This is a genomic window from Pseudomonas sp. fls2-241-R2A-110, from assembly GCF_030209165.1.
Taxonomy (GTDB): Bacteria; Pseudomonadota; Gammaproteobacteria; order Pseudomonadales; family Pseudomonadaceae; genus Aquipseudomonas.
On the sequence record NZ_JARVSN010000013.1, the window covers coordinates 77,204 to 98,842 of the forward strand.

Sequence of the window (21,639 nt, forward strand, 5' to 3'; positions counted from 1 at the left end):
ATCCAGGAAGATGTCCACCGCCGCCATCAGCACGCCGCCTAACGTTACCCGCCCCTGGCTGTCCGGGTTGATCACCAGCACGCTGTTTCTGATCGTGTGCCTGAGTTGGGGCACCACTTGGCTGGGGATCAAGATTGCAGTCGAAAGCGTGCCGCCCCTGACCGCCGCCGGGCTGCGCTTTCTGATTGCCTTTCCACTGTTTCTGAGTTTTGCCTTGTTGCGCAGGGAACCGCTGCTGTTTCCGCGACAAAGCCGCGGGTTCTTCGTATTCGTCACGCTGTCGTATTTCAGCCTGCCCTACTACTTGCTCAACTACGGCGAGATGCACGTGTCTTCCGGCCTGACTGCCCTGCTGTTCAGTTGCATGCCGGTGTTCATCCTGATTTTTTCCGCGCTGTTCCTGCGCGAACGCATCCGTGCCACTCAGGTGATCGGAATCGCGATAGGCTTTGCCAGCCTGTTCATGATCATCAAGCACCAGGGCCTGCACCTGGACCATGCCGAACTGTTAGGCGTCATGGCGATCCTGGTCTCCGCGATCATGCACGCCTTGTGCTACGTCATCACCAAACAGAAAGGCAGCGCCATCAGCATCATCACCTACAACACCCTGCCCATCGGCATCGCCGGATTGATGTTGCTGAGCGCTGGCCTGTGCTTTGAAACGCCGACGTTCGCCGCCATCACCCTACGCTCATGGAGCGCCCTGCTCTACCTCGGGCTGGTGGCGTCAGTGGGCGGTTTCATCGTGTATTTCCTGCTACTCAAGCGTCTGAGCCCGGTGCTGTTGTCGTTCGTGTTTATCATCTTCCCGGTGTTCGCGGTGATCCTCGGCGCCTGGTACGAAGGCACGGAAATCTCCCGCGACCTGATGCTGTACTTGGCGATCCTGCTCGGCGGATTTGCGATCACCAAGCTGCCGAACAAACGCTGAACCCCTTCCCCGGCTCTCAGCCTGCTCAACAACGAGTCCTGCCGGCGTGCCGTCGGTGCCCGGGATGCCGGTGCAGCATCAGTGCCGACCAGGGGCGGCTGGATTTCGAACTGCCGCAGATGAACCTCGAGCAAGCAGAACCGCCGGGCGATCCTGGGTTTCGAATGAACGTGTGCACGCATCCAAGATGAAAACTTCTTCACCCAAATCTGACACGCTCTTTACGCCTTTGTAACATTTGGAAATATACAATCCGCACAAGCTGCGCATCGGGTTCAAGATCCCCTGCGCCGGCCCTCCTGGCCTGATGAATTCACTGGGCCCGCAACAGCCACTTCCCCCCTTGAACCTGTAGAGCGAGCCCCCGCTCATTCTCGGTGGGTCGTGCAGGCAGAAGCTACGCTCAGACTGCCGCGCCCTACTTGGAAACCGCTGGAATCACTGTTTATGAAGAGAGTGTTCCGTCACTACATCCCGGCCTCGACCCGGCGCATGCTCCCCAATCGCTGGGACTTGATCGCCATGCCGCTGGTGATCGGCTTTTTGCTGTTTTTCTCGATCGGTGCGCGGGAAACCTGGGCGCCGATTGCAACCCTGCAGAGCTCAGTGGTCTCCCTGGACCCCGCCAATCTGCCCGAATACGCCATGCGCACCATCCTGCGTATGCTTGCGGCGATGGTCGCGGCCCTGCTGTTTACCCTGCTCTACGGCACATTGGCCGCAAAAAGCCGACGCGCCGAAAAACTGCTGGTGCCCGTGCTCGACATCCTGCAATCGGTGCCAGTACTGGGCTATATCTCCTTTACCGTCACCTTCTTTCTGCTGTTGTTTCCCGGTCGGGTGCTGGGAGCGGAGTTCGCGGCGATTTTTGCCATTTTCACCAGCCAGGCCTGGAACATGACCTTCAGTTTCTACCAGTCCCTGCGGATGTTGCCGCGGGACCTGGTGGAAGTGTCGACCAACCTGCAACTGTCCGGCTGGCAAAAATTCTGGAAGCTTGACGTGCCCTTCGCCATGCCCGGATTGATCTGGAACATGATGATGAGCATGTCCGGCGGCTGGTTCTTCGTGGTGGCGTCCGAAGCGATCACCGTCGGCGACCAGACCATCACCCTGCCGGGGATCGGTTCGTACCTCGCCCTGGCGATCGCGCAACAGGACATGCACGCAGTGGGCTACGTCATCCTGACCATGATCGTGGTCATCCTGATCTACGACCAGTTCCTGTTCCGTCCGCTGGTGGCCTGGGCCGATAAATTCCGCATGGAGAACACCGCCTCGCAGACCGCCGCGCCCGAGTCGTGGGTGCTCAAGCTGATCCAGCGTACCCGGATGATCCAGCGCATATTGCGCCCCTTCGCCCGCATCATCAGCCGCCTGGGCAACATGCGCCTGAACCTGCCGCGCTCGGCGCGCAAAGCCCTCTCCTCGGAAAGCCCGGCCACGGCGAAGACAATTGACTGGATCTGGGGCTCGCTGATCGCAGTGCTGACGGCTTATGCGCTGTACCACATCGTGCTGTATGTCGGCACCGAGGTGACCCTCGGCGAGGTTGGCCATGTATTTCTGATGGGGTTCTTCACGCTGCTGCGCGTGGCCGGGCTGATCTTCATCGCCTCGCTGATCTGGGTCCCCCTGGGCGTAATGATCGGCCTGCGACCGGCGCTGGCGGAAAAGATCCAGCCATTGGCCCAGTTTCTCGCCGCCTTCCCGGCGAACCTGCTGTTCCCGGTGTTTGTCATCGTGATCCTGCGCTACCAGTTGAACCCCGACATCTGGCTCAGTCCGCTGATCGTGCTCGGCACCCAGTGGTACATCCTGTTCAACGTGATCGCCGGGGCCAGTGCGTTCCCCAATGACTACAAGGAAGCCGCCACCAACTTTCGCATTCGCGGCTGGCTGTGGTGGCGCAAGGTCATGCTGCCGGGCATCTTCCCCTACTACGTGACCGGCGCCATCACCGCGTCGGGCGGCGCGTGGAACGCCAGCATCGTCTCCGAATTCGTATCCTGGGGGCAGGAAAAAGTCGTCGCCCACGGCCTCGGCGCCTATATCGCCGAAACCACGGCAGCGGGCGACTTTCCGAAAATCACCCTGGGGGTGGTGGTGATGTCGTTCTTCGTCGTGGCCTTCAATCGCTTGGTCTGGCGGCCGATGTACGCCATGGCCGAAAACAAACTGCGCCTCAACTGACCGGATTCGCTGTGATGAATACCTATACCGAAAACGCGTCCACCCGCCCCGAAATCTACTCGCTCAGTGACGTCAACCGGGTGTTTGGCAAGGGCAAGGAGGAGCTGCAAGTGCTCAGCGGGGTCGATCTGACCCTGCGCGAAGGCGAGATCGTCGGCATGCTGGGCCGCTCCGGCTCAGGCAAGTCCACGTTGCTGCGGATCATTGCCGGCCTGATCGAACCTTCGTCGGGCGAAGTCCTGTACAACGGCAAACCGCTCGACGGGCCGGCCGAAGGCGTAGCCATGGTGTTCCAGACCTTCGCCCTGTTTCCTTGGCTGACCGTGCTGGAAAACGTCGAGGCTGGCCTGCAAGCCTTGCAGGTCGAACGCAAGGCTGCACGCAAGCGTGCCTTGGCGGCAATCGACCTGATCGGCCTCGACGGTTTCGAAAACGCCTACCCTCGCGAGCTGTCCGGTGGCATGCGTCAGCGCGTGGGCTTCGCTCGTGCCTTGGTGGTCAACCCGACCCTGTTGTTGATGGACGAACCCTTCTCGGCGCTCGACGTGTTGACCGCCGAAACCCTGAGGACGGATCTGCTGGATCTGTGGAGCGGCAAGCAACTGCCGATCAAATCGATCCTGATCGTGACCCACAACATCGAAGAAGCGGTGCTGATGTGCGACCGCATTCTGGTGTTGTCGTCCAACCCCGGGCGGGTGGTGGCGGAAATCAAAGTACCGTTCGCCCATCCACGCAATCGTCTGGATCCGGCCTTCCGGCAGATGGTCGATGACATTTATGCGCAAATGACCGATCGCCGAACCGCCGATGCCATCACCGGCAAGCCCGAACTGAAAATGAGCAGCCCGCTGCCGGAAGTGTCCACCAACCTGATGGCCGGTTTGATCGAAACCCTGGCGGCCGAGCCGTACAACGGCCACGCCGGCCTGCCCACCGTCGCCGAGCGACGCCTGTTGGAAGTCGACGATCTGTTTCCGGTGGCCGAGATGCTGGAACACCTTGGGTTCGCCGAACTGAAGGGCGCCGATATCACCCTGACCGACGCTGGAAAACTGTTCGCCGACTACGGCACCCAGGAGCGCAAAACCCAGTTTGCCGAACACCTGATCCGCCACGTGCCGCTGGCGGCGCGCATCCGTCAGGTGTTGCTGGAACGCAATGGCCACCGGGCACCGCGTGTGCGCTTCGAGCAGGAACTGCAGGATTCACTGACCGAAGCGTTCGTGGAAAAAACCCTGGAAGTGGTGATCGCCTGGGGTCGTTACGCCGAGATTTTCTCCTACGACGACCACACCGAAACCTTTAGCCTGGAGGATGTCGAGGGCAGCCAATAGCCCGCGACACCTCAGGCGTCGCCCCTAGATCACGAACAGATCGACAAAGCGATTCACCGGCATGGCTTCAAGCGTTTGCTGATCCTTGCACAAGGCCAGGATCTCGGCGCTGCGCTGGCCGGTGAACCGCGTCACCAGGTTCGCCCTGAACTTGTCTTCCAGCAATGGAATACCTTCGGCGCGGCGACGGCGATGGCCAATGGGGTACTCGACCACCACGTTCTCGGTGCTTGAACCGTCCTTGAAGAACACCTGAATCGCGTTGGCGATGGAACGCTTGTCGGCTTCCAGATACTCACGGGTGAAGCGCGGGTCTTCGACGATGACCATTTTCTCGCGCAGCACGTCGATGATCGGGTGCGCGGCGTGGAAGTCATCTTCGTACTGTTCGGCCACCAGATTACCGAAGGCCAACGGCACGGCGGTCATGTATTGGAGGCAGTGGTCGCGGTCCGCCGCATTCGCCAATGGACCGACCTTGGAGATGATGCGGATCGCCGACTCGTGGGTGGTGAGGACTATTTTGTCGATGTCATGCAGACGATTTCTAACCTGTGGATGCAAGGTCACTGCCGCTTCGCACGCGGTTTGCGCGTGGAATTCAGCCGGGAAACTGATCTTGAACAACACGTTTTCCATCACGTAGCTGCCATACGGGCGGAAGAAACTGAACGCGCGCTTGTCTTCGGGCTTGAGCGCCAGGTCGTTGTTGGTGTGGCTGAACAGCACGTCGTAGAAGCCCCACTGCCTGGCGGTCAGCACGCCGGGGATGCCCATTTCGCCGCGCATGGCGATGTCCGCCAGACGCACGCCACGGCTGGAGGCATCGCCTGCAGCCCAGGATTTGCGCGACCCGGCATTCGGCGCATGGCGATAAGTGCGCAGCGCCTGGCCATCGGCAAAAGCGTGGGACAGCGCCGACAGCAATTGCTCGCGATGGGCCCCCATGAGCTTGGCCGTGACCGCCGTGGAGGCGACTTTCACCAGCAACACGTGATCAAGGCCTACACGGTTGAACGAATTTTCCAGGGCAATCACGCCTTGAATCTCGTGGGCCATGATCATCGCTTCGAGCACTGCACGCATCGTCAGCGGCGCATCGCCATTGGCCAGGCGTTTTTGCGACAGGTGATCCGCCACGGCGAGAATGCCGCCGAGGTTATCCGACGGATGCCCCCACTCAGCGGCGAGCCAGGTGTCGTTGTAATCGAGCCAACGGACGATGCAGCCAATGTCCCACGCGGCCTTGACGGGATCGAGACGGTAATTCGTACCAGGTACCCGGGCGCCGAACGGAACGACGGTGCCTTCGACGATAGGGCCCAGGTGCTTGGTGCATTCGGGGAAGCGCAGGGCCAGCAGGCCGCAGCCGAGGGTGTCCATCAGGCAGTTGCGGGCTGTGTCCAGGGCTTCACTGGATTCGATGTTGTAGCTGAGGACGTAGTCCGCGATGTCCTGCAGAACGGTGTCGTAGTCGGGGCGATTGTTCAGGTCGACGTTGGCGCTCATGTTCGATTCACTCGGTTAGTGCTTCGTTGATGGGACCTCGGTTCAGGGCAATCTCAGCGGGTTACTGCTTTCTTATTTTGGAATACGGTCAACTGTGGGAGCGAGCTTGCTCGCGATGGCGGTGTGTCAGGCAACATCGATGTTGAATGTTGTGGCCTCATCGCGAGCAAGCTCGCTCCCACGGTGGTTGGTGTTTATTTCTGGATCGGGATTAGAAAGAATCTCCAGGGATACGAACATAACCTTCCATCAACACCCGCGCACTGCGGCTCATGATGGCTTTGTTCACGGTCCATTCGCCGTTCACCTGGCTGGCCTCGGCGCCGACACGCAACGTGCCGGACGGATGCCCGAAGCGCACCGCATTGCGTTCGATGCCGCCCGCCGCGAGGTTCACCAGGGTGCCGGAAATCGCGGCCGCCGTGCCGATGGCCACCGCAGCGGTGCCCATCATCGCGTGGTGCAATTTGCCCATCGACAGCGCGCGCACCAGCAGGTCGACATCTCCCGCCGCAATCGCCTTGCCACTGGACGCCACGTAGTCCGCAGGCTTGGCCACAAAGGCAACCTTGGGTGTGTGCTGACGTTTGGCCGCTTCGTCCAGGTCCTTGATCAGACCCATGCGCAACGCGCCATAAGCGCGAATGGTCTCGAACATCGCCAAGGCTTTCGGATCGCTGTTGATCGCGCCCTGCAACTCGGTGCCCTTGTAACCGATGTCCTCGGCATTGACGAAAATCGTCGGAATGCCGGCGTTGATCATGGTCGCCTTGAAGGTCCCGACGCCGGGCACTTCCAGGTCATCCACCAGATTGCCGGTGGGGAACATCGAACCACCGCCGCCCTCTTCTTCCGCCGCCGGGTCCATGAATTCGACTTGCACTTCGGCGGCTGGAAAGGTCACGCCATCGAGTTCGAAATCGCCGGTTTCCTGCACTTCACCGTTGGTGATCGGCACGTGGGCGATGATGGTCTTGCCGATGTTGGCCTGCCACACGCGCACCACGGCAATGCCGTTGTGCGGAATGCGGCTGGCGTCCACCAGACCGTTGCTGATGGCGAACGAACCGACGGCTGCCGACAGGTTGCCGCAGTTGCCGCTCCAGTCGACGAAAGGTTTATCGATGGAGACTTGACCGAACAGGTAATCAACATCGTGATCGGCCTTGATGCTCTTCGACAGGATCACGGTTTTGCTGGTGCTGGACGTCGCGCCGCCCATGCCGTCGATTTGCTTGTCGTACGGATCGGGGCTGCCGATCACGCGCAACAACAGCGCATCGCGCGCCGGGCCGGGAATCTGTGCCGCTTCGGGCAGGTCTTTGAGGCTGAAAAACACGCCTTTACTGGTGCCGCCACGCATGTAGGTAGCGGGAATCTTGATCTGGGGTGCGTGAGCCATGTGTGCTCCTTCAAAGCGGGCAAGGGACGTGTAATCCCCTGCCCGCACAGCCTGTTTTAGACGGCGACCGCCGATTCTTCGAGGAAGTCCTGGGCAAAGCGTTGCAACACGCCGCCGGCTTCATAGATCGACACTTCTTCGGCGGTGTCGAGGCGGCAGGTCACCGGCACTTCGACGCGTTCGCCGTTGAGGCGGTTGATCACCAGCGTCAGCTGCGCACGCGGGGTACGGTCGCCGATCACGTCGTAGGTTTCGCTACCGTCGATGCCCAATGTGTGACGATCAGTGCCCGGCAGGAACTCCAGCGGCAACACGCCCATGCCCACCAGGTTGGTGCGGTGAATGCGCTCGAAACCTTCCGCGGCAATCGCCTCCACACCGGCCAGGCGTACGCCCTTGGCCGCCCAGTCGCGGGACGAACCCTGACCGTAGTCGGCGCCGGCAATGATGATCAGCGGCTGCTTGCGTTCCATGTAGGTTTCGATGGCTTCCCACATGCGCATCACTTGGCCTTCTGGCTCGACGCGGGCCAGCGAACCCTGTTTGACCTTGCCGTTTTCCTTGACCATTTCGTTGAACAGTTTCGGGTTGGCAAAGGTGGCGCGCTGCGCCGTCAAATGGTCACCGCGGTGGGTCGCGTAAGAGTTGAAGTCCTCTTCCGGCAGGCCCATTTTCGCCAGGTATTCACCGGCGGCGCTGTCGAGCATGATCGCGTTCGACGGCGACAGGTGATCGGTGGTGATGTTGTCCGGCAGCACCGCCAGCGGGCGCATGCCCTTGAGCGGACGCGCCCCGGCCAGCGCACCTTCCCAATACGGCGGACGGCGGATGTAGGTGCTCATCTCGCGCCACTCGTACAGCGGCGTCACTTTCGGGCCGGTGTCTTCGTGGATGGCGAACATCGGAATGTAGACCTGGCGGAATTGCTCCGGCTTGACCGAAGCTTTTACCACTGCGTCGATTTCTTCGTCGCTTGGCCAGATGTCTTTCAGACGGATTTCCTTGCCGTCGGCATCCAGCCCCAGCACATCTTTTTCGATGTCGAAGCGGATGGTCCCGGCGATGGCGTAAGCAACCACCAATGGCGGCGACGCCAGGAATGCATTCTTCGCGTATGGGTGAATCCGTCCGTCGAAGTTACGGTTACCGGACAACACAGCCGTGGCGTACAGGTCGCGGTCGATGATTTCTTGCTGGATCACCGGATCCAGCGCACCGGACATGCCGTTGCAAGTGGTGCAGGCGAAAGCCACGACGCCGAAGCCCAGTTGCTCCAGTTCAGTGGTCAGGCCGGCTTCGTCCAGGTACAGCGCGACGGTTTTCGAGCCCGGTGCCAAGGACGATTTGACCCACGGCTTGCGGGTCAGACCGAGCTTGTTGGCATTGCGCGCCAACAGGCCCGCGGCGATCACGTTGCGTGGGTTACTGGTGTTGGTGCAACTGGTGATGGCGGCGATGATCACCGCGCCGTCCGGCATCTGGCCCGGCACGTCATCCCACTGGCCGGAAATGCCTTTGGCAGCCAGATCCGATACCGCAACGCGGGCGTGCGGGTTGCTCGGGCCGGCCATGTTGCGCACTACCGAGGACAGGTTGAAGGTCAAGCCGCGCTCATATTGCGCACCTTTCAGGCTGTCAGCCCACAGGCCGGTGGTCTTGGCGTAGTTTTCGACCAACTGCACCTGCTCGTCTTCACGGCCGGTGAGCTTGAGGTAGTCGATGGTCTGCTGGTCGATGTAGAACATCGCCGCCGTGGCGCCGTATTCCGGGGCCATGTTGGAAATGGTCGCGCGGTCGCCGAGGGTCAGCGCGGAAGCGCCTTCGCCGAAGAACTCCAGCCATGCACCGACGACTTTCTGCTGACGCAGGAATTCGGTCAGGGCCAGCACCATGTCGGTGGCGGTGATGCCCGGTTGCAGCTTGCCGGTCAGTTCGACGCCGACGCTTTCCGGCAGACGCATCCACGAGGCGCGTCCAAGCATCACGCTTTCCGCTTCCAGACCACCGACGCCGATGGCAATCACGCCCAGCGCATCGACGTGCGGGGTGTGGCTGTCGGTGCCGACGCAGGTGTCGGGGAACGCCACGCCGTCACGCACCTGGATCACTGGAGACATTTTCTCCAGGTTGATCTGGTGCATGATCCCGTTGCCTGGCGGAATCACGTCAACGTTCTTGAACGCCTTCTTGGTCCAGTTGATGAAGTGGAAACGGTCTTCGTTGCGACGGTCTTCGATGGCGCGGTTCTTCTCGAACGCCTCCGGATCGAAGCCACCACGCTCGACGGCCAGGGAGTGGTCGACGATCAGTTGCGTCGGCACCACCGGGTTCACTTGCGCCGGATCGCCACCTTGCAGGGCAATGGCGTCACGCAGGCCGGCGAGGTCGACCAGCGCGGTCTGGCCGAGAATGTCGTGGCAGACCACGCGCGCCGGGAACCACGGGAAGTCGAGGTCGCGTTTGCGCTCGATGAATTGCTTCAGGGAATCGGTGAGCGTGGCCGGGTCGCAGCGACGCACCAGGTTTTCCGCCAGCACGCGGGAGGTGTACGGCAGAGTGTCGTAGGCGCCGGGCTGGATGGCTTCGACAGCCGCACGGACGTCGAAGTAATCCAGATGGCTGCCGGGCAGCGGTTTACGGAATTCAGTGTTCATCGTCAGGACTCGGTCACGGTGATTACAAAAGGTGGGGCCTGGCACCGGGCTTGAAGTTCATACCGCCCTTTGTAGGAGTGAGCCTGCTCGCGATAGCGATGTAACTGGCGACATTGATGTTGAATGTCAGTCCGTCATCGCGAGCAGGCTCGCTCCCACAGGGTTTCCGGTTCCTTCAGTTGCCAGCGTCAGTGCCCACCATTCAGCGTTGTTCGATTGGCACGAACTTGCGCTGTTCGACGCCGACGTACTCGGCGCTCGGGCGGATGATGCGGTTGTTGGCACGTTGTTCGAACACATGGGCGGCCCAGCCGGTCAGGCGCGAGCAGACGAAAATCGGCGTGAACAACTTGGTCGGAATGCCCATGAAGTGGTACGTCGACGCATGGTAGAAGTCAGCGTTCGGGAACAGTTTCTTCTGCTCCCACATGGTCTTGTCGATGGCTTCGGAAACCGGGAACAACACGGTGTCGCCCACTTCTTCAGCAAGTTTTTTCGACCAGCCCTTGATCACCTCGTTGCGCGGATCGTTGTCCTTATAGATCGCGTGGCCGAAGCCCATGATCTTGTCTTTGCGCTCGAGCATGCCGAGGGTGCCTTTGATCGCCTCTTCCGGCGACTTGAAGCGCTCGATCATTTCCATTGCCGCTTCATTGGCGCCGCCGTGCAGCGGACCGCGCAGCGAACCGATGGCGGCGGTGATGCAGGAGAACATGTCCGACAGCGTCGAGGCACATACCCGCGCGGTGAAGGTCGAGGCGTTGAATTCATGCTCCGCGTAGAGGATCAGCGAAACGTTCATCACCTTGACGTGCAACTCGCTCGGCTTCTTGTCGTGCAGCAAGTGCAGGAAGTGGCCGCCGATGGACGGTTCGTCGCTCACGCAGCTGATGCGCTTGCCGTTGTGGCTGAAGCGATACCAGTAGCACATGATCGCCGGGAACGCGGCCAGCAGGCGGTCGGTCACGTCGTGCTGCTCGGAGAAGTCTTTCTCCGGCTCGATGTTGCCCAGGAACGAGCAACCGGTGCGCATCACGTCCATCGGGTGGGCGTCGGCAGGGATGCGTTCCAGCACTTCCTTGAGCGCTTGCGGCAGGTCGCGCAGCTTGCCCAGTTTGTTGATATAGGCGGCAAGTTGCGCCTGGGTCGGCAGTTCGCCGTACAGCAGCAGGTAGGCCACTTCTTCGAATTGCGCGTCAGCCGCCAATTCGCGAACGTCGTAGCCGCGATAGGTCAGGCCTGCGCCCGACTGGCCCACGGTGGACAGAGCGGTTTGCCCGGCAACCTGGCCACGGAGCCCGGCGCCACTGAGTACTTTTGCTTCGGCCATTGCTGTCTCCAGTTTTTGAATTTGTTAGGGAATCGGCAAGTTGTTGAGTGCTGCCTTACTTCTTCGCCGCAAACAACGCATCGAGCTTCTGCTCGAAGGTGTGATAGTCGATGCGATCGTAAAGCTCCATGCGAGTCTGCATGGTGTCGATGACGTTCTGTTGCGTGCCGTCGCGGCGGATCGCGGTGTAGACGTTTTCCGCGGCTTTGTTCATCGCACGGAAGGCCGACAGCGGGTACAGCACCAGCGACACGTCGGCAGCGGCGAGTTGCTCGGTGGTGTACAGCGGCGTTGCGCCGAATTCGGTGATGTTGGCCAGGATCGGCGCTTTCACGCGGCTGGCGAACAGCTTGTACATGTCCAGTTCAGTGATGGCTTCCGGGAAGATCATGTCGGCGCCGGCCTCGATGCACGCGGCGGCGCGATCCAGGGCGGACTCCAGGCCTTCGACCGCCAGGGCGTCGGTGCGGGCCATGATCACGAAGCTGTCATCGGTACGCGCATCGACGGCCGCCTTGATACGGTCGACCATTTCCTGCAGGGACACGATTTCTTTATTAGGGCGGTGACCGCAGCGCTTGGCGCCGACCTGGTCTTCGATGTGAATCGCCGCCGCGCCGAACTTGATCATCGACTTGACGGTGCGCGCAACGTTGAACGCCGAGGAACCGAAACCGGTGTCCACGTCCACCAACAGTGGCAGGTCGCAGACGTCGGTGATGCGACGCACGTCGGTCAGCACGTCATCCAGGCCGGTGATGCCCAGGTCCGGCACGCCGAGGGAGCCGGCAGCCACCCCGCCACCCGACAGGTAAATCGCCTTGAAACCGGCGCGCTTGGCCAGCAATGCGTGGTTGGCGTTGATCGCGCCGACCACTTGCAGAGGATGTTCGCTGGCGACCGCATCGCGGAAACGCTGGCCTGGAGTGCTCTTGTTGGAACTCATGACTCACCTCGTTCTGTGGCTGTCTGGTGTGCGCCGTCCTGGTAATGACGGGCGATATTGCGTTTGGAGGCGCCGATGTGACGGCGCATCAACAACTCGGCCAGCTCACCGTCACGGTCGGCGATGGCGTCGAGAATTCGATGGTGTTCGGCAAAGGCCTGATGCGGGCGATTGGGCGTGGTAGAAAACTGGATGCGGTACATGCGCACCAGTTGATAAAGCTCGCCGCAGAGCATTTGTGTCAGGGTGCGGTTGCCGCTGCCTTGGATGATCCGGTAATGGAAGTCGAAGTCGCCTTCTTGCTGGTAGTAGCCACGGCCCGCCTGAAACGCCTCATCGCGCTCATGGGTTTCGAGGACCCGGCGCAGCTCGTCGATTTCTTCGAGGGTCATGCGCTCGGCCGCCAGTCGACAGGCCATGCCTTCGAGGGATTCGCGAATTTCGTAGAGCTCCAGCAGCTCGGCATGGCTCAGTGAAACCACCCGCGCCCCGACGTGCGGCACCCGCACCAGCAGGCGCTGGCCTTCGAGACGGTGGATCGCCTCGCGCAGCGGCCCACGGCTGATGCCGTAAGTGCGCGCCAGTTCCGGCTCGGAGATCTTGCTGCCCGGGGCGATCTCGCCTTTGACGATGGCCGCCTGAATGCGGCGGAAGACGTTTTCGGAAAGCGTCTCCGAATCGTCTTGGGCAATGACCGGGGGATCGAGTTGATCCAGCATATTGTCGACACCTTGAAAGCTAGTGACGCAAAAACTAGCTAAAACAGGCGCCACAGTCAAAGGATAAATAGATATTGTCGACAATCGTCTAATAACCGACTGCACCATAACGAAGCAGCACCACTGTTTATAGCCGTCCGCCAGCGCTGGCGCCATAAAACGGCCGTGCTAGAATGCCGGCCGCATTTGTCTGTGACATCTGCACTGCTTGTCATAAATAGCTGATAGGCATACGAGGGAGCTTGCGCAGCGATGCCAGGGCCTTGATCGATACACGGACCGCTGCGCACCAGGATTTATGAGACTCAAGCCCTTCCCGACATTCCTTTATCTTCTTTGCCTGCCCGGTTTCGCCGCGGCGGGGGAAAAGACCGTGTACGGTCTCAATGAGTACGCATCTCTCGATGGCATCGACCTGGAAGTCGCCGCCAAACTCGACACCGGGGCGAAAACCGCTTCTCTGAGTGCCCGCGACATCAAACGTTTCAAGCGTAACGGCGAGTCCTGGGTGCGTTTCTACCTGGCCATCGACGCCGCCCATTCGCACCCGATCGAACGGCCATTGGCCCGGGTCAGCAAAATCAAGCGGCGGGCCGGTGACTACGACCCGGAAGAAGGCAAGAAGTACACGGCCCGTCCGGTGATCGAGCTGGATATCTGCATGGGTTCGGCTTTGCGCAGCATCGAAGTGAACTTGACCGACAGAAGCGCCTTCCAATACCCGCTCCTGATCGGCTCCGAAGCACTCAAGCGCTTCGATGCGCTGGTCGACCCCAGTCTTAAATACGCTGCTGGCAAACCCGCCTGCGCCACCGACGCTCATACGGCAGAGTAATTCCAATGCGCTCTCTTACCCTCCATCTGAAATTGCTGATCGCCATCCTGGTGGTCCTGGGCATTTCAGTTACGGCCTATCAGATCTTCGTGCTCGGCATTCCCGTGACCGAAGACGCCACGGACGACTTGTGGAACATCGACGCCAAGGTCGAGTTCGTCGCCAGTGCCAAAGACCCGGTCAAGATCCAGATGTTCGTGCCACCGCTGAGCCGTGATTACGTCAGCCTGAATGAGAGCTTCATTTCCAATAACTATGGCGTTGCCGTAAACCGTGTCGATGGCAACCGCAAGGTCACCTGGTCGGCGCGTCGGGCCAAAGGCAACCAGACCCTGTATTACCGGCTGGTGTTGACCAAGCGCTACACCGGCGAAAAATCCAAGGTCAAAGGCCCGACCTTCCGCGACAGCATTGCCGTCGAAGGCGCGGAAAAAGTCGCCGCCGAAGCCCTGCTCGCACCGATCCGCCAACACTCGGCTGACGTCGAAACCTTCGTTGGCGAAGCGATCAAGCGTGTCAACAATCTCAGCGACGACAACGTCAAGCTGCTGCTGGGCGGTGATACGTCCACCCCCAACAAAGCCAAAATCGTCGAGTTGGTACTGTCCATCGCCCACGTGCCGGTGGAAAAGGTCCACACCATCCGCCTGGTGGCCGATCAGCCGCAAGTGCCTGAACTCTGGCTGCGCAGCTTCAACGGCACCGACTGGCTGTACTTCAACCCGGAAACCGGCGAACAAGGTCTGCCGACCGACCGCCTGCTGTGGTGGACCGGCGACGAAAACCTGATCACCGTCGATGGCGGCAAAAAAGCCAACGTGACGTTCAGCCTGAACAACAGCGAAATGAACGCGATTCGCCTGGCCAAGCTGACCGATGAAAACACCGACGCCAACTTCCTCGAATACTCGTTGTACGGGCTGCCGCTGCAAACCCAGCAGACCTTCATGATCATGGTGATGATCCCGATCGGCGTACTGGTGATCCTGATCCTGCGCAACCTGATCGGCCTGCAGACCCTTGGGACGTTCACCCCGGTGCTGATCGCCCTCGCCTTCCGCGAAACCCAACTCGGCTTCGGCATCGTGCTGTTTACGATCATCACGGCACTGGGCCTGTCGCTGCGCTCCTACCTTGAACACCTGAAGTTGCAAATGCTGCCCCGGCTCTCGGTGGTGCTGACGTTCGTGGTGGTGCTGATCGCGGCGATCAGCCTGTTCAGCCACAAACTCGGGCTGGAACGCGGGCTGTCGGTGGCGCTGTTCCCGATGGTGATTCTGACCATGACCATCGAACGCCTGTCGATCACCTGGGAAGAGCGCGGCTCCGGGCACGCCATGAAAGTGGCCATCGGCACGCTGTTCGCCGCGTCCCTGGCTCACTTGATCATGAGCGTGCCGGAGCTGATCTACTTCGTGTTCACCTTCCCGGCCGTGCTGCTGATCCTGGTGGGCTTCATGCTGGCAATGGGTCGCTATCGCGGTTACCGCCTGACCGAACTGGTGCGCTTCAAGGCTTTCCTGAAGAAGGTTGACGCCTGATGTTCGGCTTCTGGAAGACCTGGAAGGCCCTGGAAGCCCAGGGCATCATGGGCATCAATCGGCGCAACGCGGACTACGTGCTCAAGTACAACAAGCGCAGCCTGTACCCGATCGTCGATGACAAGATCATCACCAAGGAACGCGCAATCGCCGCCGGCATTCATGTGCCAGAGCTGTACGGCATCATCTCCACCGAAAAGGAGATCGATAACCTCGACGAGATCATCGGCGGGCGCAACGACTTCGTGATCAAGCCGGCCCAGGGCGCTGGCGGTGACGGCATCATTGTGATTGCCGACCGCTTCGAGGGCCGTTATCGCACAGTGTCCGGCAAAATCCTCAGCCATGAGGAGCTCGAACACCATGTCTCCAGCATCCTCACTGGTTTGTATTCCCTGGGCGGTCACCGCGACCGTGCGCTGATCGAATACCGGGTGATCCCGGACCAGATCTTCAAAAGCATCAGCTACGAAGGCGTGCCGGACATCCGCATCATCGTGTTGATGGGCTACCCGGTGATGGCGATGCTGCGCCTGCCAACGCGCCAGTCCGGCGGCAAGGCCAACCTGCACCAGGGTGCAATCGGCGTTGGCGTCGACCTCGCGACCGGACAGACATTACGCGGCACCTGGCTGAACAACATCATCACCAAACACCCGGACACCACCAACGCAGTGGACGGCGTGCAATTGCCCTACTGGGACGGTTTCATGAAACTCGCCGCCGGCTGCTATGAGCTGTGCGGACTGGGTTACATCGGCGTCGACATGGTGCTCGATCAAGAAAAAGGCCCGCTGATCCTGGAGCTCAATGCCCGGCCTGGCTTGAACATTCAGATTGCCAATGATTGCGGCCTGACATTGCGCACCCATGCGGTGGAAGCGCGGCTCGAAGAACTGAAGGCCCGCGGGATGACCGAGACAGTGCGCGAACGAGTCGAGTTTGTGCAGGAGATGTTTGGGCATATTCCGGCGGTTGAGGGTTGATCCCCTCACACTGATCGTTCCCACGCTCTGCGTGGTAACGCCGCCACGGACGCTCTGCGTCCGCCTGTGACGCGGAGCGTCACGGGTTCCATTCCCACGCAGAGCGTGGGAACGATCAATCCCCTCTAGGAGCAATTCCTGCAGAGGACTACAATCGCCACCCCGCCTCGATGGCTGATCTGCCCCGCCCATGTTGACTTGCTCCGTACATCCGCTGCCTTATCGCGCCAACCCCGCCGAGTACTTCGCGGCGATTCGTCATGCTCCCGGCGCCGTGCTGCTCGACAGCGGCCGGCCCACTGCTGATCGCGGGCGTTATGACCTGCTCAGCGCCTGGCCGCTGGAGCAACTGGCAGTGCTGCCCTCAGAGCAAGGCAGCGCGTTCCTGCAACGACTTCGCGAAAAGCTGACACAACTGGGTGAAGCGGACGTCCCGTTTGACCTGCCCTTCGCGGGCGGCCTGATCGGTTACTTGAGCTACGATTTCGGCCGGCATCTGGAGCATTTGCCGAGTCAGGCGCAGGACGACCTGCATTTGCCTGACGCGCGGTTCGGCCTGTACGACTGGGCGCTGATCAGCGATCACCAGTTGAGCACCAGTCAGTTGGTGTTCCACCCCTCGCTGATCGACAGCGAACGTCAGCGCCTGATCGCGTTGTTCAGCCAGCCTGCGGTTGCAGTGGTCGAGCCCTTCAAGTTGAAAGCCCCGATGCAGCCCGACCTGAGTGCGGACGAGTATCGCCGCGCGCTGGAGCGTATTCAGCACTACATCCAGGCGGGCGACTGCTATCAGGTCAACTTCGCGCAGCGTTTTCGGGCTCAGTGCCATGGTGATCCATGGACCGCCTATGTCGCGCTGCGGGCGGCGTGCCCGACACCGTTTTCCGGTTTCCAGAGCCTGCCCGATGGTGGAGCGGTGTTGAGTCTGTCGCCGGAGCGTTTCGTTAAAGTCAGCGAACGCCACGTCGAAACCCGCCCGATCAAAGGCACCCGCCCTCGCGGACTGACCGCCGCCGAAGACGCGGAGAACGCCGCCGAACTGTTGGCCAGTCCCAAGGATCGCGCGGAAAACCTGATGATCGTCGACCTGCTGCGCAACGATCTGGGGCGCACCTGCCGCATCGGCTCGGTGCGGGTGCCGGAGTTGTTCAGCCTGGAAAGCTATCCGAATGTGCATCACCTGGTGAGCAGCGTGACCGGTGAACTGGCGGAGGGCCGCGACGCGCTGGACCTGATTGCCGGCAGTTTCCCGGGCGGCTCGATTACCGGCGCGCCGAAGATTCGCGCCATGCAGATTATTGATGAGCTGGAACCGACCCGGCGCGGGTTGTACTGCGGTTCGTTGTTGTATCTGGACGTGCGTGGCGAAATGGACAGCTCCATCGCGATTCGCAGTTTGTTGGTCAAGGATGGTCAGGTGTGCTGCTGGGGCGGCGGCGGGATTGTCGCGGATTCGCAGTGGCAGGCCGAGTATCAGGAATCGATTACCAAGGTGAAGGTGTTGCTCGATACCCTGCAAAACCTTTGATCTGATCGTTCCCACCAGAGCGTGGGAACGATCAGCGGCGTCTTCTAAGACGACTACAAGGTCAGGGCGCGGTTGGAAGCCTTGATGAACTCCTGCTTCAAATCCGCAAAGGTGTGCACCGCCGGGAACTGCGGGAACTCGCGAATCACGTTGTCCGGTGCATGAAACAGAATCCCCGCATCCGCCTCACCGAGCATCGTGGTGTCGTTGTACGAATCCCCCGCTGCAATCACGCGGTAGTAGAGGCTCTTGAACGACAGGACTGACTGGCGCTTGGGATCTTTCTGACGCAGTTGATAGCTTGTCACCCGTCCCGAATCATCGGTAATCAGGCGATGGCACAGTAACGTCGGGAACCCCAGTTGACGCATCAGCGGCTGGGAGAACTCGTAGAACGTGTCCGACAGAATCACCACCTGAAACCGCTCACGCAGCCAGTTGACGAACTCGATGGCGCCGTCCAGCGGCTTGAGCGTGGCGATCACTTCCTGAATGTCGGTGAGTTTCAAGCCGTGCTCATCGAGAATCCGCAGACGCTGCTTCATCAACACGTCATAGTCGGGAATGTCCCGGGTGGTGGCCCTGAGGGATTCGATTCCGGTTTTTTCGGCAAAGGCGATCCAGATTTCCGGGACCAGCACACCTTCAAGATCCAGACAGGCAATTTCCACAAGACACTCCCATTTGTATTGATTATTGAGTCGAGCGAGCAAAAGGACTGCCGAACTCTAGCGACTCAGACAAACCTGTGCAACGCAGAGGGCGCGCCAGTAGCTGCAGGATTTTGTTACCATCGGGTCCATATAGAGCGCCCAGCGCCACCGACCTGTAGGAAGCCGCCCTGATGAGCCCATCGTTCGATGTTGTGGAACTCGCCACGACCTATGCCAACAAATCCGCCCAGGACATCCTGAAACTCGCGTTTGCCGAGTTTGGCGATGACCTGTGGATATCTTTCAGCGGCGCCGAGGACGTGGTGCTGGTGGACATGGCCTGGAAGCTGAACAAAAACGTCAAAGTGTTCAGCCTCGACACTGGCCGCTTGCACCCCGAGACCTACCGCTTCATCGATCAGGTGCGCGAGCACTACAAGATCGACATCGAACTGGTGTCCCCGGACTACACGAAACTGGAACCGTTCGTGAAGGAAAAGGGCCTGTTCAGCTTCTACAAGGACGGCCATGGCGAATGCTGCGGCATCCGCAAAATCGAACCGCTGCGCCGCAAGCTGTCAGGCGTGACCGCCTGGGCCACCGGCCAACGCCGCGACCAGAGCCCGGGCACCCGCAGCGCGGTCGCCGTGCTGGAAATCGACACCGCTTTCTCCACCCCGGAACGTACCCTGTACAAATTCAACCCGCTGGCGCAAATGACCAGCGAAGAGATCTGGGGTTACATCCGCATGCTTGAACTGCCGTACAACAGCCTGCATGAACGCGGTTTCATCAGCATCGGCTGCGAGCCCTGCACCCGCCCGGTCCTGCCGAACCAGCACGAACGTGAAGGCCGCTGGTGGTGGGAAGAAGCGACGCAGAAAGAATGCGGGTTGCATGCAGGGAACATCATCAGCAAATCCAAGGCCTGATCCCGAGCCTTGTTGAGATCCCCTGTGGGAGCGAGCTTGCTCGCGATTGCGGACTGACATTCAACATTCTTGTCGACTGATACACCGCTATCGCGGGCAAGCCCGCTCCCACAGGATCAGTGTGATCCTTTCGAAAATGTGTACACACGAATGTCACCATAGGTGCCATTTGTGTGTGCACTTTTTGTTTCTGCGCCCCAAAAAGTTACAGCACCCTTTCCTGACTTCCCCAGTAGCGTTTTCCTACCCACTTCGCAGAAAAATAAATAGCTGTTCAATCGGTCAATTTATATCGTCTTTTTTTCAATCACTTATCCACCATCGATAACAATTCGAAATGAGCGCCGCGATTGATAGATTCAGAGCTGGCATGGATCTGGCTTAAGTGCATACATGTTTTGTATACAATAGTATAAAAACATACACACACTTTAGATCCGCAAGCCTGAAGCGCCCTATCCCGTACAGGCTGCAGATGCCCCGTAACCAATGATGCTTGCCGCCTGCGACGAAGATTTGTCGAGCCCACGCTCATGCACAGTCATCGCGACGCCAAGCTCGGAGCCTGCCGGAATGCGTACTAGCCTCTCCAATAACAACATCGCGCTGGATCTGCCCTCCTTCCAACCCACTTCAATCGCCGACGATCACACGCTGCATGTCCCCGTGGTGCTCAGCCCACGCCTGCACAACAAAGACCTGGCGCCGACCAAAGCCGAAGGTCGACGCTGGGGCCGCTACAGCATCTTTGCCCTGTGGACCAATGATGTGCACAACATCGCCAACTACTCCTTCGCCATCGGCCTGTATGCGCTGGGCCTGGGTGGCTGGCAAATTCTGCTGTCGCTAGGGATTGGCGCGGCGTTGGTGTATTGCTTCATGAACCTCTCGGGCTACATGGGCCAAAAGACCGGCGTGCCGTTTCCGGTGATCAGCCGGATCAGTTTCGGCATTCATGGCGCGCAAATTCCTGCATTGATCCGCGCCGTTATCGCCATCGCCTGGTTCGGCATTCAGACGTACCTGGCGTCGGTGGTCTTTCGGGTGCTGCTGACGGCGGTGCACCCCGGCTTCGCCGAGTACGACCACGACTCAATACTTGGTCTATCGACCCTTGGCTGGGTGTGTTTCGTGGCCATCTGGCTGGTGCAACTGGGCATCCTTGCCTATGGCATGGAAATGGTCCGGCGTTACGAAGCGTTCGCCGGACCGGTGATTCTGCTGACCGTCGCCGCCCTCGCCGGGTGGATGTACACCCAGGCCAACGCCACCATCGCCTGGTCGATCCGCGAACCGCTGACCGGTGGCGAGATGTGGCGCAACATCTTTGCCGGTGGCGCGTTGTGGCTGGCGATCTACGGCACGCTGATCCTCAACTTCTGCGACTTCGCCCGTTCTTCGCCGTGCCGCAAAACCATCAAGGTCGGAAATTTCTGGGGCCTGCCGGTCAATATTCTGGTGTTCGCGGCCATCACCGTCCTGCTCTGCGGTGCGCAATTTCAGATCAACGGCAGGATCATCGAAAGCCCGACCGAAATCATCGCCTCGATCCCCAACACCTTCTTCCTCGTGCTCGGTTGCCTGGCGTTCCTGATCGTCACCGTGGCGGTGAATATCATGGCCAACTTCGTCGCCCCGGCTTTTGTGCTGAGCAACCTGGCCCCGAAATACCTGACCTTCCGCCGCGCCGGGCTGATCAGCGCGACCATCGCCGTGCTGATCCTGCCGTGGAACCTCTACAACAGCCCGTTGGTGATCGTGTATTTCCTGTCCGGCCTCGGCGCCCTGCTCGGGCCGTTGTACGGCGTGATCATGGTCGATTACTGGCTTGTACGAAAAGGCCAGGTCAACGTGCCGCAGTTGTACAGCGAAGATCCCAATGGCGCCTATTACTACAGCCGCGGGGTCAATTTACGCGCGGTGGCGGCGTTTATTCCTGCAGCATTGATCGCCATCGTCCTGGCTTTGATGCCTGGTTTCCACGACGTGTCGCCATTTTCGTGGCTGATTGGCGCCGCGATTGCAGGGATGCTCTACCTGATCATTGCCAAACGGCAGCCGCATTACGCCGACGTCAGCGGTGAAAGCATCGCAGTCGATAACGTCAGTCATTAATCCCATGACGGCCCGGCGATGCCGG

The 21,639-nt window shown here is 60.2% G+C and carries 16 protein-coding genes; 9 read left to right on the top strand and 7 right to left on the bottom strand.

Going from position 1 to position 21,639, the window contains the following annotated elements; genetic code table 11:
* Window positions 1-10: 10 nt before the first annotated feature.
* The 3 genes from QRN31_RS11805 (at window position 11) to QRN31_RS11815 (ending at window position 4,464) form a co-directional block, all read left to right on the top strand.
* Window positions 11-934, top strand: coding sequence for a DMT family transporter (locus tag QRN31_RS11805; protein WP_502942475.1), 924 nt, complete (start codon window positions 11-13; stop codon window positions 932-934).
* Window positions 935-1,381: 447 nt separating this feature from the next.
* Window positions 1,382-3,127 carry an ABC transporter permease gene (locus QRN31_RS11810; RefSeq protein WP_285432167.1) on the top strand — a complete coding sequence of 582 codons (1,746 nt, stop codon included), beginning with the start codon at window positions 1,382-1,384 and terminating at the stop codon, window positions 3,125-3,127.
* Between the two features lie 14 nt (window positions 3,128-3,141).
* Window positions 3,142-4,464 (top strand): ABC transporter ATP-binding protein, encoded by a 1,323-nt coding sequence (locus QRN31_RS11815; protein ID WP_285432169.1) that lies wholly within the window; start codon window positions 3,142-3,144, stop codon window positions 4,462-4,464.
* A 24-nt stretch (window positions 4,465-4,488) separates the two neighbouring features.
* On the opposite strand, the gene prpD is transcribed toward QRN31_RS11815, so the two are convergent.
* The 6 genes from prpD to QRN31_RS11845 all read right to left on the bottom strand — a co-directional run bounded on the left by prpD (window position 4,489) and on the right by QRN31_RS11845 (window position 13,021).
* The gene (gene prpD / locus QRN31_RS11820) at window positions 4,489-5,973 is read right to left on the bottom strand and encodes a 2-methylcitrate dehydratase (protein ID WP_285432170.1); all 1,485 of its coding nucleotides are present in this window, start codon (window positions 5,971-5,973) and stop codon (window positions 4,489-4,491) included.
* Window positions 5,974-6,184: 211 nt separating this feature from the next.
* The gene (gene prpF, locus QRN31_RS11825; protein WP_090181887.1) at window positions 6,185-7,375 is read right to left on the bottom strand and encodes a 2-methylaconitate cis-trans isomerase PrpF; all 1,191 of its coding nucleotides are present in this window, start codon (window positions 7,373-7,375) and stop codon (window positions 6,185-6,187) included.
* A gap of 56 nt (window positions 7,376-7,431) precedes the next feature.
* A complete protein-coding gene (gene acnD / locus QRN31_RS11830) occupies window positions 7,432-10,029 on the bottom strand; it encodes a Fe/S-dependent 2-methylisocitrate dehydratase AcnD (RefSeq protein ID WP_285432172.1) in 2,598 nt (865 codons plus the stop codon).
* A 202-nt stretch (window positions 10,030-10,231) separates the two neighbouring features.
* On the bottom strand, window positions 10,232-11,359 hold the full coding sequence (prpC, locus tag QRN31_RS11835; RefSeq protein WP_285432174.1) for a bifunctional 2-methylcitrate synthase/citrate synthase: 1,128 nt from the start codon (window positions 11,357-11,359) through the stop codon (window positions 10,232-10,234).
* Between the two features lie 55 nt (window positions 11,360-11,414).
* The gene (gene prpB / locus QRN31_RS11840; RefSeq protein ID WP_008146328.1) at window positions 11,415-12,305 is read right to left on the bottom strand and encodes a methylisocitrate lyase; all 891 of its coding nucleotides are present in this window, start codon (window positions 12,303-12,305) and stop codon (window positions 11,415-11,417) included.
* Window positions 12,302-13,021, bottom strand: a complete 720-nt coding sequence (locus QRN31_RS11845) for a GntR family transcriptional regulator (protein ID WP_197678949.1) — start codon at window positions 13,019-13,021, stop codon at window positions 12,302-12,304. Before QRN31_RS11845 ends, prpB begins: the two co-directional genes overlap by 4 nt.
* Before the next feature lie 301 nt (window positions 13,022-13,322).
* On the opposite strand from QRN31_RS11845, the gene rloA reads away from it, so the two are divergent.
* The 4 genes from rloA (at window position 13,323) to pabB (ending at window position 17,914) form a co-directional block, all read left to right on the top strand.
* Window positions 13,323-13,859, top strand: a complete 537-nt coding sequence (gene rloA, locus QRN31_RS11850) for a retropepsin-like aspartic peptidase RloA (protein ID WP_046047911.1) — start codon at window positions 13,323-13,325, stop codon at window positions 13,857-13,859.
* 5 nt (window positions 13,860-13,864) lie between these two features.
* Window positions 13,865-15,400, top strand: coding sequence for an osmotic stress tolerance membrane protein RloB (gene rloB / locus QRN31_RS11855; RefSeq protein ID WP_285432176.1), 1,536 nt, complete (start codon window positions 13,865-13,867; stop codon window positions 15,398-15,400).
* Window positions 15,400-16,386: an alpha-L-glutamate ligase-like protein gene (locus QRN31_RS11860; RefSeq protein ID WP_222585397.1), complete on the top strand. Its 987-nt coding sequence runs from the start codon at window positions 15,400-15,402 to the stop codon at window positions 16,384-16,386. The genes rloB and QRN31_RS11860 overlap by 1 nt, the downstream gene beginning before the upstream one ends.
* A 190-nt stretch (window positions 16,387-16,576) precedes the next feature.
* Entirely contained in the window at window positions 16,577-17,914 is a 1,338-nt protein-coding gene (pabB, locus tag QRN31_RS11865) for an aminodeoxychorismate synthase component I (RefSeq protein ID WP_285432177.1), read from the top strand.
* A 53-nt stretch (window positions 17,915-17,967) separates the two neighbouring features.
* Here pabB and thrH read toward each other — a convergent pair whose 3' ends face one another.
* Window positions 17,968-18,585 carry a bifunctional phosphoserine phosphatase/homoserine phosphotransferase ThrH gene (gene thrH, locus QRN31_RS11870; protein ID WP_222585395.1) on the bottom strand — a complete coding sequence of 206 codons (618 nt, stop codon included), beginning with the start codon at window positions 18,583-18,585 and terminating at the stop codon, window positions 17,968-17,970.
* Window positions 18,586-18,758: 173 nt separating this feature from the next.
* Here thrH and QRN31_RS11875 point away from each other — a divergent pair, with 173 nt between their 5' ends.
* On the top strand, window positions 18,759-19,499 hold the full coding sequence (locus QRN31_RS11875; RefSeq protein ID WP_008042297.1) for a phosphoadenylyl-sulfate reductase: 741 nt from the start codon (window positions 18,759-18,761) through the stop codon (window positions 19,497-19,499).
* 573 nt (window positions 19,500-20,072) lie between these two features.
* Window positions 20,073-21,614 (top strand): NCS1 family nucleobase:cation symporter-1, encoded by a 1,542-nt coding sequence (locus QRN31_RS11880; protein ID WP_285432178.1) that lies wholly within the window; start codon window positions 20,073-20,075, stop codon window positions 21,612-21,614.
* The last annotated feature ends 25 nt before the right edge of the window (window positions 21,615-21,639 follow it).

Excerpts from the sequence above, each read along its gene's own strand:
- QRN31_RS11805 (WP_502942475.1), top strand. The coding sequence starts at position 11 with ATGTCCACCGCCGCCATCAGCACGCCGCCTAACGTTACCCGCCCCTGG.
- QRN31_RS11810 (WP_285432167.1), top strand. The coding sequence starts at position 1,382 with ATGAAGAGAGTGTTCCGTCACTACATCCCGGCCTCGACCCGGCGCATG.
- QRN31_RS11815 (WP_285432169.1), top strand. The coding sequence starts at position 3,142 with ATGAATACCTATACCGAAAACGCGTCCACCCGCCCCGAAATCTACTCG.
- prpD (WP_285432170.1), bottom strand. The coding sequence starts at position 5,973 with ATGAGCGCCAACGTCGACCTGAACAATCGCCCCGACTACGACACCGTT.
- prpF (WP_090181887.1), bottom strand. The coding sequence starts at position 7,375 with ATGGCTCACGCACCCCAGATCAAGATTCCCGCTACCTACATGCGTGGC.
- acnD (WP_285432172.1), bottom strand. The coding sequence starts at position 10,029 with ATGAACACTGAATTCCGTAAACCGCTGCCCGGCAGCCATCTGGATTAC.
- prpC (WP_285432174.1), bottom strand. The coding sequence starts at position 11,359 with ATGGCCGAAGCAAAAGTACTCAGTGGCGCCGGGCTCCGTGGCCAGGTT.
- prpB (WP_008146328.1), bottom strand. The coding sequence starts at position 12,305 with ATGAGTTCCAACAAGAGCACTCCAGGCCAGCGTTTCCGCGATGCGGTC.
- rloA (WP_046047911.1), top strand. The coding sequence starts at position 13,323 with ATGAGACTCAAGCCCTTCCCGACATTCCTTTATCTTCTTTGCCTGCCC.
- rloB (WP_285432176.1), top strand. The coding sequence starts at position 13,865 with ATGCGCTCTCTTACCCTCCATCTGAAATTGCTGATCGCCATCCTGGTG.
- QRN31_RS11860 (WP_222585397.1), top strand. The coding sequence starts at position 15,400 with ATGTTCGGCTTCTGGAAGACCTGGAAGGCCCTGGAAGCCCAGGGCATC.
- pabB (WP_285432177.1), top strand. The coding sequence starts at position 16,577 with ATGTTGACTTGCTCCGTACATCCGCTGCCTTATCGCGCCAACCCCGCC.
- QRN31_RS11875 (WP_008042297.1), top strand. The coding sequence starts at position 18,759 with ATGAGCCCATCGTTCGATGTTGTGGAACTCGCCACGACCTATGCCAAC.
- QRN31_RS11880 (WP_285432178.1), top strand. The coding sequence starts at position 20,073 with ATGCGTACTAGCCTCTCCAATAACAACATCGCGCTGGATCTGCCCTCC.